Below are 12,939 nucleotides of genomic sequence, written 5' to 3'. Positions count from 1 at the left end.
GTGCTGCCCTGTCCGTCGCAGTCCACGACAGCCAGTCCATTGAAACTGCCCACAGTCGGGGCCGGCTCGATCGGCATCTCGTGTAGATCGGAAAGGAGTATGTATGGCCTCGAATCACTACCTCTATGGCGACGATCCGGATGACATGGATAACTATTCGGCTCAGAATGGTGAATCCGACGAAGCCGCATTCACGCCGCCACAGAAATCAACTCTAGTTGAGGTGGAAGTCGGTGACGATCGCTTACCGATAAATATAAAACTGAGCCGTCGGTGGAAGGAGGCATTCGAGCCATCGCAATACGGCAAGTCGATCATGGACGCCTATCAATATGCCCTCTACGAGCTGGCAGTTCTTCTTGTCGAGTCCGGTAAGCGACCACCTTCGACTCAACCATCCTTACGTGAGGTCGTGCCCCTGCTGTTGCAGAAGCGCACCTACGAAGAATTCCGTAGGACATGGAATAGCCTGTTCGTGGATACTGAGTACACTGTCCGCGGCACCGGATACAACCAGTATGACGAGCCTGGTCTAACAGTCACCGCAACGCGGTCGGCACTTCTTTCGATCACCATCGACACGAGCTGGGCCATGACAGTGGACGGGACAGTCATCGCGCAAGACATCCTGGAATGCTGCGCTCAGGTTCGAGCGAAGAAGCCGAAACTGGTTCGGGACATCTACCTGGACCAAGAGACCGACCAAGAACTGACGGATCGCCTGGTCCGGCACGAACAACAATTAATACGGAATGAAATCTGATGGCCGATCTAAAAGTAGAACTCCAGCTTCTCGAGAACGCGTCAAAGGCGTGGATCAATGATGTTGCCCCGGGATTGCGAAATGCGGCAACATCGATTGATGAGCTGAAATATTCGGCGATACAGTTCGGTCTCTTCGCTGGTGCGTGGAGCTCGTATTCCCTGGCGGCTGCATACATTCAGGAGCGTCTCAGGGAAGGAGCTGCTGCGGCTGAGCAAGTTGGAAACGCCCTACACACCGTAGCGAGCACCTACGAACAACAACAAACAGAACAAGAGCAGAGCACTAACAAGCTCGCCGGAGAAATGGACTTCACAATATAATGGGCGAAACCACCACCAAAGAGGAACTTGATGGAATCGTCGAAGACTTCAAGGCGAAGGTTGATGAAGTCAAAAAGCAACCGGCCAAGCTGAATGACAAGTTCGACAATCTTAAATGGGTGTGGCCGCAAGCCTATTTGATGTATACCGACGTCAGGGATGAGGCGCAGGAAAATCTGAAGACACTGCTGGAGAAACTAGAAGAAGCCACCGAAGGGATAGCCGCTCCATTCTTATTCATGGACTACGCAGCCAAGTGGCAGCAGGTAGGAAACAGCGTCTCTCAAGTCAATAATCGTCAAAACGATTCCAGAGTAAACATGGAAGGCCACTGGGACGGAACTGCGTATACAAAGTTCAAAGAATCACGGACCTATCAGGCGACCGCTATGACCAACATAGCGGAAATGTGCCAAAAAGTTCATGCGGAATTACTTACGCTAGCAGCTGAAGGGCGAAATTTCTACAAGCAAATCATCGATAAATTGGCGACACTGCTTGCCCAGCTGGGAATTGCCTTGGGGGAGATCGCATCCGTTGCCGGAGGCCCCCTGGGGGATAGACAAGTTCAACGACTCCATAGTCACTACCGTTGAACTTGTCGCCGGCGCTATCACAAGCTTCTTCGAACTTCAATCGAAGGTGTTTATATCATCGAATGAACTCAAGAACATAGTCAACCATCCACCCGGATTCCCTACTGGTGCGGACGGCAAGGATCACTGGCCCGATTCGGTTGCTGATGGATTCGATGATAAAGTGGAATGGAAATTGGCTGAGTGACCGCGGGCTCCGCATTCAATTTTGTTTACATCTATCCCGAAAGAGAGACTGTCAAGTGCGCCAAGAAAGCCGCGTGACGCCGGTATTTCCTTTCGCTCGATATTCTTTGCTGAGAATTGCCTCGATCGCCGTGGTTACTGCCGCCTCGGGTGCACTCATCGGCTGCAGTTCGGACAGTAACCCGAGCGTGACGACAATGCCGATTCCTAAGCCGCCGGTTGGCGCAGTCGAGTGCGTCGCTGTGCAGGACGTGGTGTCGCACGATCAGGACGAGAAGAAATTGACGGCGATAATATCTGAGCTGCAATTGCCGGCTGGCACGTGTTTTTTTGCAGTGGACATGAACGACATTCATGATCAGCCCGGGAAAATTTACGTCCATGTCGACCTCACCGTTCCCGGCTCAACCGGTCCTGATGATCTTCGCGCGGCCGCTACCGATATCGCTCATGCGCTGAAAGGCACCGAAGTCGCACAGCGCACAGCCGAACTGTCCGTCACCAATTGGGGTTTTAGCCGTCCGCCGTATCGAGCCTTCCTCAGCGACAAGAACTTCCAAAACCATCCGTGGGACGGCACTCCCTCTCGGCAGTCCGAGCTGGCGATATGGGAGGTCGACCCGTGCGCAGGATGCACGCGATGAGGGAGGTTCGTGGGCGAGGGAGACAAGCAGGTCGTCTGCCAGAGCGGGCGCATCCAGAGCAGTCGGTGACAACCCTGCGCGATAAAGATATCCCCCATGTCTGAAGTGCAGAGCTGGCGGTTCACCGCGCTCGAATTCCGGACCCTGTGGGAATCCACCGGCCGGGACGTGTTGCCTTATCCATTGCAGCACCAGCACACTACGGAGTTCCGGTCGGAGAGTATGCGGTTGCGGCAGGCGGCGGCGCAGTCCCTGCGCCCGCACATCGGCGACGATCTGCTGCGCGCGGTCGAAGTGCTGCTGGCACCGGAGGCCCGGGTGGAGCTCGCCGGGTTCGTCGGAGCCCGCCGGGACCGCAAGCTGCGTGCGCATGCGGGGGTGTATCACCAGCACGGCGCGGTCGCGGTGCAGGAACCGGGTCTGGACCATGAGCACGGCGGTGATGTGGTGTTGACGTTGCTGTCCCAGGGTGCGGTGGCGCGGGCGGTGGTCGATGTGTTCCCCGGCCGCGTCGCAGGACGGGGTAAGCAACTGCAGCTTTCGGCCGAGGAGCTCGGGCAGCCACGGCCGCCGGTCCGCGATACCTGGCGGCCGACACCGCGGGAGGAGTTCGAGCAGTTCTTCACCCGCGCGATGACCTTGATCGGCCATGTCGGTGTGTACGCGATGGGCAGCGTGGACAATCGGCATACTCACGGCCGTAAGGATTTCCAGGTCAATGACGTCGAAGAAGACGGCCGTTACGTCACCTTCGGCACGCACACATTGACGATCAAACCCACCACCGCCGAACGAATCACCGCCACCTTGCAGCAGATGATCACCCGAACGGTCACAGAAGTGCGCGACGGTGTCCACCTGCCGTACTGACCACCGTGCGGTCAGGCGGCTGATTGACGGGACCCCGTCGATCGGTCCACCCGGACCGAACCACAGGGGTCAGGTCATGATCAGGCACCGATAACCCGATCTTCACTCAGAAGCGCTCCGCGGCGGTTCGGGGAAAGCCGGGCGACTCGACGTCGATCTGGATTGCGCCTCCGATGTCCGTGACGATGAATCGGTAGTAATCGGGGGTGCGCAGGCGCCGCGACGGCCCGTCGGCGGGGTCGTCGACCCGCCATCCGAGGTGGCGGCACATGCCGGTGATGAGCCCGAGATATTGCGCGGTCTCATGCCCCGCTGGGCCGACGAGCAGACACCTCAGCCTGAGACTCAGCACCGGGTACTCGGTCCCGATGCCGTCGTCGCACGGCGCCACGGTTCCACGGCCGGTCGGGTAGTCGAGCGACACAGGGCCCGGCAGATAGCGCAGGAGCTCGTCGAGGCATTCGTCAACTCGGTGACGTGCCACGGCTTCGGTGAGCTTCGGGACGACACCGACCGCTCGTGCCACTGGAGAGACGCTCGCCGCTGCGGCCCGAAGTGCGGCGGGAGCTATCGAGAGCGCCTGGCTGCTCGAGGCAGACGCGGTGGCCTGCTGCTCAGCCATGAAGTCGATGTCGGTGTCGGTGTCGAATCCGGTGCTCAGGAATTCGTCGAAGCAGAGGCCGAACTCCTCGGCATGCGAAATATTGCCGTCGGCTTCGCGCCCCATCGTGCCGGACGGAAAGTCCGGCGACACACAGCAGTTGAAGATGCCACTGGCCTTGGCAAGGAGCATCACCCGGTCGCTCGGCACGTCGGCCTCGGCGTCCCAGTTGCGCACGCGGTAGTCGCACTCGGGAATGTCCTCGTACACCTCCATGTCACGGGGCCGGAGCGGTCCGTACGATCCGTCCGGCGCGGTGAACCCGGTATGGATCGTGTTGAGGAAGAACTGCAATGGCTCCGGAATGCAGCCCCAGTGCGGCGGATTGTGGGCGCCGAATGTCTCCGGGTGCCAGCCGATACGCAGCAGGAAAGGCCGATAACGCCGCCGGATGGCGTAGTACAGCACCCAGTCGCCGCGCAGCAGTCCCACCCGCACGTCGACAACGTCCCGCTGGAAAGCTGCGGCGAACCGCGGCACTACCAGCAGGAAATCAAGATTCCACAGCGCTAGCGCCAGCTCGCACCGGATGTGGGCATGAGGCGAAGACGCGATCGGGCGCCATGCCGGTGGGACGCGCTCTACTACCGAAGAACCCGGCTCGACCAGCGTGGTCGAGCCGATCGCCCTGTCTGCGATCAAGTTCGCGAATTCGTCGTTCTCCATGATGGTCGTCATTTTCCATGATGTGGATACCGGAGAACACCTGGCGATCGTGCTACGCACTGATTTTCCAGGTGCCGTAGGTCCTCAGGAAGGCTGCCACTGCCCTGCCACCTACGGGTTACCGATGCCAGGGCTGCTGGTAGTCGGCCATGCTCGTCTCGATTGACCGCTCCAGTCACCGAATCGGCACGATCCGCGAGCAGATCGGTGACGATCTGTCGGAACGTTGTGAGGATGAGACGAAATGGTGTTCCACGCGCTGTGCGGGTGGTGGGTGGGCTTGCAGTTGCGGATGGCGTCCCTCAGGGGCGCGGGCCGCAACCGATGAGTGTGAACCTGCCGTTGGCGTACGGCTACATCCGGCTGGATCTTGCTGGACGCGAGTTGACCACGTGCGAGCAGCGGATGCAGGCCTCCGCTCGCGAACGTGGCTACCAACTCGCGGCCGTCTTCCGAGAACGGGAGCCGCTAGCCGCGACATTGCCGCAAGCATTCATAGATCTGATAGATGAGTGTCGCCGCGCAGAGGCACACATGGTGTTCACGGTATGTGGGCACCTGACCGGGATGGCGACCCCGCGTACGTGCCTGCTCGATGTGATGGCCGCTCGCGGCCTCGCACACGTATGTGAGTTACCGGCGTGACGGCGCACCGAGCAGATCCGCCGGTTCTCCCGCTGGGCCCGCTACCGCCACCGGCCGGAATACCAGAATGGGAGATTAGAGGTCGCGGAAATAGGCGCTGTTCTGAGCCCTGTTGGTGAGGCAGGCACAGGCTTTGATGATCATGAAGTTGCCGGGCCGTTCTACTGACGGGGCCGGATGATGATCGCCGCGCGCCTATACCAGAAATTGGCGGTGTTTCCTTCATTGCCCATGTAACCCTCGATTTCCGACGCGAACGGCTCCAGCGTCGACTTCGATGCGCCCGTACACAACTCCTCATCCCAAACCTGCCGCGCAACGGGCTCACCAGCCGCCCCTGACCGGTCGATCAGCCACGTCAATGTGATGGTCGACCAGCGCAGCTCGCCGAGATCTTCCGATCCCGGGACCAAAGGAAGGCTCGAGCGCACCGGAAGGCTCGCGGGGTCATCGGGCACAGGCTCCACCATGTCCCCGTCTTCATCGAACTCCATGTCAGCGCTTTCGACGCATTTCCACCCGTCCTCAACGCGCTCCCAACGCTGACGATAGATCAACATCCACGAGGTGTAATCCTCCTCGTAGGAGTCCTCGACCTCCGCGAGCGCCAGCGACGTGTCGTATCCCGCGATGTCGGCCGCCGCGAGCATCATCCCAGCACGGGCAGCATCGCCGCCCTTGAGCTGATGCCACCCGAATCCGTGCTGGGAATACTGATGATCCAGCAGGTAGACGAGTTGACGAGGTGGGCGTTTCGGCTCGCGGTGCGAACGCCACGTCGGCAATTCCACCGGTGTGGTGAAATGCGCGCGTAACTGCTCGGCCAGTAACGCGACCGACGGATGCATGGCGAAAGCGGCGGCGTCGGGGCCGGTACGCCCCTTCGCCACCAGGTTGTAGGTCAGCGTGATCCGGAAACCGTCGGTGACCGGCAGCACCTCATGCTCGCAGTCGCCATAGAACGCGACGAAGGACAGCTCCTCCGGCGAACCCTGGTCGGTGACCTTCATCCCCTGCTGCTCGATCACCAGCTCCCCGCCGGTGAACGCCGAAGGCAGAGTCACCACCAACGTGCCGATCATGCCGTCGGCCTTCTCCGAATCCTGATGGCGCTGAAAGAATTGTCCCGCCTCATACACCAGCATCGAATGCAGCTCCGCCGACAACTCGCAGTCCGGCACCAGACCTAGCTCGGCCCGCAGTATGTCCAGCATGGGCAGCAATGTCTCGCGCCACTGCCGCTCGTCGACCGTTACCCGGTCCCGCGGAACCTCCCATGTGTCGCGCACATTCGCGTCCAATAGGGTCTGCTCGCGCAGACCATACCGCGCTGGCCGCGCGACCTCGCACAGTCGCCGCGCCTGAGCCGACGTCACCGGCAACCGGATCGGCCCCACCCCATCTACCTCGATCACCAGGTTCTCCGCCGAGCCCGTCCGACGCGCAGCAAATGAACCCGCCCCCGGCACCGAACCCATGAGCTCGCCGATCACCCGTAAAGTCTCGTCCGTCATGCACTTCTCCCATATTCGACAACGTTCGCGGGCATCCTCTCAGGGCCCACCGACGATCCAGCCCCCGATGCCGCACATTCGGAACATCGGGGACTGTGAATCGGCCGGACCCGGGCCGGTCTACGCCGTCCTCGTAGGAATGGTCGATCCAGGCATCTACGTCGATCGACGGCGGCGGAAAGGAGCGCAGCAACAGGTGCTCTACGTCAGAGCGGAGGTGTGATCTGACGTGACTTGACACTGTGAGTACCCGTCGAGCCAGCCGAGCGCACGGTAGTCCCCACGCCACGTGAATATCGCTGATCCTCGCTCTTGCGCATCACCTATCGGGAAACCGGCTGTTGCCCTTCCCTGTGTCGTTGCACTGACCACATAGTTTGCTCCGCACCACACAGCGAGTGCGGCTGTGGTCGGCCCGATCAGGTGCATCTCGTCCGATGCGCTTTCCAGCATTGTGTTGGTCGCGCGATCGCGCAGCAGCGCTGCGTATTCCGGCTGGTCCAGCCGGCATGCTTCTGGTCTGCCGGTTTCCGACCAGTCCGGATTGGTGAGCGCGCGCGCCCTGGCTGCCTGCCAGAGGGCTGGTACTACGTCGTCGAGGTGTGCGGGGGTGGCCATCTGTTCACACATCCACAGCAGACGACCGGCACCCCGAGGTGGCTGGCACCGCCGCCATCGGATCCGTCTGCTCAGATCAGCGGCAACGATCGCCACCCACGGGTGCACGGTACCCAGAAATCCCTGGCAGCCCAACCAATGAAGGTAGCGGGGCGCTTCCTCGAGTATCGGATACATCGTGGCGTAAGGAATTCCGCTGATGGTGCGGGCGGCTTGATGGAACTCGGTCGGAGAGTTGGCAACAGTCAGCATTGCTGCGCTCGCCAGGTCACCCGGGCGGTAGGCGAAAGCGCCCTCAGTCGAGCGCGCCAGATTGTTGTCGCTGAGATGCGTGACCACTCCGCGGGCGAGCTTCAATCTGACAGCGAGCGGCTTGAGGTCCTCACTTATTCCCGCCTGAGCGAGTTTCGGTACATGGGAGGCGACTGTCTGGACCAACAGGTCCTCAGCCGCTTGTGCGGATTCCGGCACGCCGAACTCGGACAGAGTCGAACGCAGCTGGTGACACACTTGCGGCGACACCATCAGCCGCGCCGTCAGCAGGCCCAGTTCGGAGGGCATCAGCTCGCCGTCGGACGTTTGTGTCTCTGTGAGAAACTCGCCATCGATCAAGAACCGGACGGCATGTCGAAGCGGGGTCATATCCCGGCTGCCCTGGTGGTAGGCCAGCGTTTGCACCCACCAGTGCTCGGCCTCTGCCACAGAACGGATTCGGCCTTGGGTAGCTTCGGCCAGAAGATGTTCCGGCAGGCTCGACTGGATCTGCGAGTCGACCCTGAATCCCGCGAGCAGTTTGCGTTGCCAGGTCGCGCGTTCGGTCTCGTCGACGAGAAGGAACGCCCATCCCTCGCGCTCACCGGCACCGACACGCCCCGCGCGGCCGAACATTTGTTGCACCGTCGCGACGTCTATGGCTTTGAGCCCGACCTCCGTATCTTGCACGACCACCGCACGAGCAGGCATGTTCACTCCGGCAGCCACAGTCGAGGTGGCCACAAGGACATTCAATTCGCGTGCACGGAAACCTTTTTCGGCCTCCCGCTTGTGTTCCCAACCCTTGTAGTGCAGGCCGACACCGGCTGCCGCGCAGACCTTGTGCACCACGTCGGTGTCGTCGGGGTCGACGCCGAAGACGTTGGCGCCTCGACTGGCCGCGATGATCAACGCGGTGCGGCGGACGTTGCGCTTACTGCCGCAGAATACGAGCACGCTACCGCGGTCAGCCGCCACCATGTGAGTGATGGCAGTGGTCAGCCGTGCCTTGGCGGCTTCGACCAAACTCCAGTCGGCACTGTTGGGAACGGTAGGTAGTTGCCATGTCAGCTGAGTGGGGCGCCAGGCTACCCGAACCGTCCGTGCGTGCATCCATGCCGCGAGTTGGTCGGCGTTGGCGACGGTGGCTGACAGTCCGATAATCCGGATCAATGAGTCCGTACCGCGCACGCGAGCCAGAATCGCCTCCAGGAACGGTCCTCTGGTCGCGTCGCCCAGCAGATGGATCTCGTCCACAACCAGACAGCCGACCTCGGCCAACGCCTCCTTGAGCGAGGAGGTCCGGCAGATGGCCTCGAACTTCTCGGTAGTTGTCACCCAGAGGTCCGCGTCTCGAATACGTTGCGCGTCAACCCGATACTCACCAGAAAGCCGTTCGACACGCAGTCCGCGTCGGCGCCAGCTGTCGAGTTCATCGTTCAACTCATCGGTGAGCGAACGCTGTGGTACCAGCCAGGCGGCCTTCCTCCGTTGCTCCAAGACTGTGCGTAGGACCGCGACCATGCCCATGACGGTTTTGCCGGCTCCGGTCGGCGCTACCACCATCAGGTGCTCATCGCTGCCGATAATGTGCGGAATCGCTTCGGCCTGTGCGGGATTGACCAGCGGATGGGGAAGGAATCGAACCCATTCGGGCGGCACGATGTGCTCTATCGGAAGTGGACGGACTACCGCGCCATCGGCAGCCGCATGGCTGTGCCACATCAGCTCGAACGCATCGCGTGCGGCTTCCGCCGCGGCCCCTGTGATGGGGGGACGCTTCTGTGCGGACATCCGTGCCGGACCGGACGGTGCGACAGCCACGGTGAGGTGACCCTGTTCGTTCAGCGTGCTGACGGATTCTTGCTCCAGCAGGTAACCGACCTCACGGAAAGGCACTCGGGCGGCGAGAAGCTGACGTTTCAAGTCGGCGAAGCGCCCATCCGAGGGGAGTAGCACCCGAACGTCGGTGCCGGGTGGATATACCGGAAGCGCGGTTGATGGATCTGCGATCTTCAACCAGAGAAGTACTGGCGTATTGCCTGTTGCCGCGGGACTGTCACCATCGTTGTCCATCGACTTGACCGCGACCTCCGTGGACTGAAACATGCCGACACTCACCATTGCCGGTGACTCGACGTGACGAGACTGAACGACGCCGCCACGATAGCCGACCGCGGCGACGACAACCGATCACCCTTCGAAAGGTCAACTTCCGGCAGGGGTTTCGTCGGGATCAGACACGGAGAACGCGGGTGCGCGCGGCTCTTCTGTGCTGGGCGCCTGCGACGACGGACGTCGGGTCACGTCAGGCGAATGACGCGTACTCGACGTACTTAAAGTACTTGACGTATTGACAGGCGTCCAGGATGCTGGATGTAGTCGATGGAGGTGCCATGTCTGCCGTGCATTACGAGAGCTACACCGAAGCCCGCGCACACCTGAAAGATTTGCTGGATGCTGCGGGACAGGGGAGAGTCGCCACTGTTCGTCGTGATACCGAATACGCGGCGGTGGTCGATGCGGAGCGCCTACGTTATGCCCTGACCAAGCTGTGTGCCGCCGGTGCCGAGGTAGTGGCGGAGAACGAGGGCTGGTCGGTGTTTCTGCCGGGACTTCCGATCGCCGCAGACGGCGCCACCTTCGACGAAGCGGTGGACGAGGTGATCCTTGCGCTCCGTGAGTACGCCGACGACTGGCAAGGCCGATTGCGCACGGCTCCGAACCACCGGGAGAACTGGGGTCTTGTGCAGTTGATCGGCCTCAGCGACGACGCGCAGTTGCGCGACTGGTTGCTCGGAGCCGCCTGATGACATGGCCGGAACCCACGCGGGATCGGCATGAGCAGTTCTGCAAGGCGGAGGGTTGGCAACAGGTGCGTGATGCGCGTGGCCGTACCGGAACCCACCACGTGACATACGAATTCGGACTTCCGGACGGAAGGATACTGCGCACACGTATCTCCCATCCGGTCGATCGCACAGGCTACGGCGCTGCCCTCTGGTCGCATATTCTTCGGGACCAACTCGATGTCACCGAGGAAACGTTCTGGCAGTGCGTGCTCGAGCACGTGGTGCCGAATCGGGGCATCCCGGAGCCACCGCGCGAGTCGCTGCCAGCGGATGTCGTGCACCTGCTGATCCATCGAGTGGGAATCGGCGCGGACGTGATCGCGGCAATGAGCAAGGATCAGGCGATTGCTCGCCTTCAGCGCTTCTGGACCGAAGGTAGTTGAACTGTAACCGGACTCAGCACGGCAATGCCGACGCGCGGTCAGGGAGCCGGATCCGGCACCGACGACCAGATCGCGATATCGATGTCCGCGCCGACCCGATGATGGGGGGAGAAGCGCCCGCGGCACGGAAACCGCGATCCGGCCTGGCGCATGACGAAACCGAACGTCCGTCGTCGTCCCGGTGCAGGCCGGGACCCGTTGCCGGACCCGGGTTACACCCGGGCGACGGCGGACGTTCGGTCTCTGTGCGGTGGGCGCGTGCCTGCCGGAAGGTCTCGGCGGCCATTGCGCTCCCTGCCCCGCGCTATATGGATCGCGGGACACGCCGCGGCGGTTACACCTTCGCGTAGGCGAGCGAGGGGACTCGCTGGATGGCGAACGTGGACCGCAGGTAGAACCACCACGTGACGCCGGCCATCACCAGGAAGGCTCCGGCGTAGGCCCAGAACGCGGGTGCCATGCTGTGGTAGTTCGTGTTGGACAGGCGCAGCGCCTGCTGCAACAGCCAGCCGCCGGAGGCGCCGACCGCTCCGATGACGCCGATCGCGGCACCCGCCTGGCGCTTGGCCGAGGCGGCGGATTCGGTCAGGTCGAGACCGTGCTCGGCGGCGTACTTCTTGGACTCCGCGCTGAAGATGGTCGGGATCATCCGGTAGGTCGAGCCGTTGCCGACGCCGGTCAGCACGAAGAGCAACAGGAACGCGATCAGGTACAGCGGGAAGCTCTTCATTTGCAGGGCGGCCATGATCAGCGCGACCGATACCGCCATGCCGCCGAACACGTACAACGTGATCTTGGCGCCGCCGACCTTGTCGGACACCCAGCCGCCGAACGGACGGCTGAACGAGCCGACCAGCGCGCCGAGGAAGGCGAGGTTGCCGAGCGTGGTGATCCAGCCGATCTTGGCCAGGTCCGGGAAGTTGGCTTTGATCAGCGTCGGGAAGGCGAAGGAGAAGCCGATGAACGAGCCGAAGGTGCCGATGTACAGGATCGCCATCACCCAGGTGTGCCGGTTGGTGAGCGCGAGCCGGTAGGACTTGCCGTCGGACTTGGCGGTGCTGATGCTGTCCATATAACGCAGCGCCCCGAATGCGGCCGCGAGGATGAACGGCACCCAGACCAGCACCGAGAGCGTGATGCCGAAGCGATAGCCAGCGGGGTCCTTGGCCAGGATATGTGTGCCGAGGGTTATTACCAGCGGCAGCACCAGCTGGGTCTGCGCGACGCCGAGGTTGCCGCCCGCGGCGTTTATGCCGAGCGCCGAGCCCTTCTTTCCCTCTGGGAAGAAGAAGTTGATGTTGGCCATAGAGGAGGAGAAGTTTCCGCCACCGACACCGGCCAGCGCCGCGAGCACCATGAACACCCACATCGGTGTGCCGGGCTGGTTGACGAAGTAGGCCAGTCCGAGGGTCGGCACGAGCAGCATCGCCGCGCTGAACACGGTGAACGCTCGGCCGCCGAACCTGGGAATGGCGAACGTGTACGGGATCCGCAGCGCCGCGCCCACCAGGGTCGGCGTCGAGGTCAGCAGCAGCGCGTTGCTCACCGCGGTCGGGTTGCCGCTGCCGAGTCCGGCGAGAAAGCCGAAGCCCGCGGCGCCCATGCTGGTGACCACGGTGCCCCAGATGACCCAGATGCTGAAGCCGAGGTTTTCGGCGAACACCGAGAAGAGCAGATTCTTGCGGGCGGTCTTCGCGCCTCCGGATTCCCAGAATTCGGTGTTGTCCGGGTCCCAGTGGTCGAGCCAGCGTCCGCGTTTGCGGTACTCGAAAGTCGTTGTCGGCGACTGCTGGCCGGTGGCAGCTACTACGGCGGTCATCGGCTTCCTCTCGATTCGGCTCGACCGGCCCTCATCGCGGCGAAAGCGCCGCCGGCGGCTGTCGAGTGCCTAGCTACGGTCGAGACAAAGGTATGAGCCGGTTGTTGCGTCCCGGTGGCGCTCCGTGACGTTCCAGGCAAATCGGAC

The 12,939-nt window shown here is 62.1% G+C and carries 12 protein-coding genes; 8 read left to right on the top strand and 4 right to left on the bottom strand.

From position 1 onward, the window contains the following. Positions 1-103 precede the first annotated feature (103 nt). From OH799_RS17505 to OH799_RS17485, 5 genes are all read left to right on the top strand, one after another. Positions 104-763, top strand: coding sequence for a hypothetical protein (locus OH799_RS17505; protein ID WP_406281637.1), 660 nt, complete (start codon positions 104-106; stop codon positions 761-763). After that, positions 763-1,086, top strand: a complete 324-nt coding sequence (locus tag OH799_RS17500) for a hypothetical protein (RefSeq protein ID WP_357266847.1) — start codon at positions 763-765, stop codon at positions 1,084-1,086. The genes OH799_RS17505 and OH799_RS17500 overlap by 1 nt, the downstream gene beginning before the upstream one ends. Beyond that, entirely contained in the window at positions 1,086-1,682 is a 597-nt protein-coding gene (locus OH799_RS17495) for a hypothetical protein (protein WP_406281635.1), read from the top strand. Before OH799_RS17500 ends, OH799_RS17495 begins: the two co-directional genes overlap by 1 nt. A gap of 242 nt (positions 1,683-1,924) precedes the next feature. Continuing rightward, a complete protein-coding gene (locus OH799_RS17490; protein WP_406281632.1) occupies positions 1,925-2,512 on the top strand; it encodes a hypothetical protein in 588 nt (195 codons plus the stop codon). Positions 2,513-2,608: 96 nt separating this feature from the next. Then, the gene (locus OH799_RS17485) at positions 2,609-3,382 is read left to right on the top strand and encodes an ESX secretion-associated protein EspG (RefSeq protein WP_406281629.1); all 774 of its coding nucleotides are present in this window, start codon (positions 2,609-2,611) and stop codon (positions 3,380-3,382) included. A gap of 106 nt (positions 3,383-3,488) precedes the next feature. Here the strand turns inward: OH799_RS17485 and OH799_RS17480 are convergent, their stop codons facing one another. Beyond that, positions 3,489-4,721, bottom strand: a complete 1,233-nt coding sequence (locus OH799_RS17480; protein WP_406281626.1) for a hypothetical protein — start codon at positions 4,719-4,721, stop codon at positions 3,489-3,491. Between the two features lie 312 nt (positions 4,722-5,033). On the opposite strand from OH799_RS17480, the gene OH799_RS17475 reads away from it, so the two are divergent. Further along, on the top strand, positions 5,034-5,354 hold the full coding sequence (locus tag OH799_RS17475; RefSeq protein ID WP_406281623.1) for a hypothetical protein: 321 nt from the start codon (positions 5,034-5,036) through the stop codon (positions 5,352-5,354). Positions 5,355-5,515: 161 nt separating this feature from the next. Here the strand turns inward: OH799_RS17475 and OH799_RS17470 are convergent, their stop codons facing one another. Continuing rightward, entirely contained in the window at positions 5,516-6,868 is a 1,353-nt protein-coding gene (locus OH799_RS17470) for a 2OG-Fe(II) oxygenase (protein WP_406281620.1), read from the bottom strand. A 201-nt stretch (positions 6,869-7,069) separates the two neighbouring features. Further along, positions 7,070-9,847, bottom strand: a complete 2,778-nt coding sequence (locus OH799_RS17465) for a DEAD/DEAH box helicase (RefSeq protein WP_406281617.1) — start codon at positions 9,845-9,847, stop codon at positions 7,070-7,072. A 287-nt stretch (positions 9,848-10,134) separates the two neighbouring features. Here OH799_RS17465 and OH799_RS17460 point away from each other — a divergent pair, with 287 nt between their 5' ends. Both OH799_RS17460 and OH799_RS17455 read left to right on the top strand, forming a co-directional pair. Continuing rightward, positions 10,135-10,548, top strand: a complete 414-nt coding sequence (locus tag OH799_RS17460; protein ID WP_406281614.1) for a prevent-host-death protein — start codon at positions 10,135-10,137, stop codon at positions 10,546-10,548. Further along, entirely contained in the window at positions 10,548-10,973 is a 426-nt protein-coding gene (locus OH799_RS17455) for a cytotoxic translational repressor of toxin-antitoxin stability system (protein ID WP_406281612.1), read from the top strand. The genes OH799_RS17460 and OH799_RS17455 overlap by 1 nt, the downstream gene beginning before the upstream one ends. Before the next feature lie 334 nt (positions 10,974-11,307). Here OH799_RS17455 and OH799_RS17450 read toward each other — a convergent pair whose 3' ends face one another. Further along, a complete protein-coding gene (locus OH799_RS17450; protein WP_406281609.1) occupies positions 11,308-12,792 on the bottom strand; it encodes an MFS transporter in 1,485 nt (494 codons plus the stop codon). Positions 12,793-12,939 lie beyond the last annotated feature (147 nt).

Origin of the sequence: Nocardia sp. NBC_00881, assembly GCF_045207455.1 — a bacterium.
Classification (GTDB): domain Bacteria; phylum Actinomycetota; class Actinomycetes; order Mycobacteriales; family Mycobacteriaceae; genus Nocardia.
This window is presented reverse-complemented; position numbering and strand designations above follow the sequence as displayed.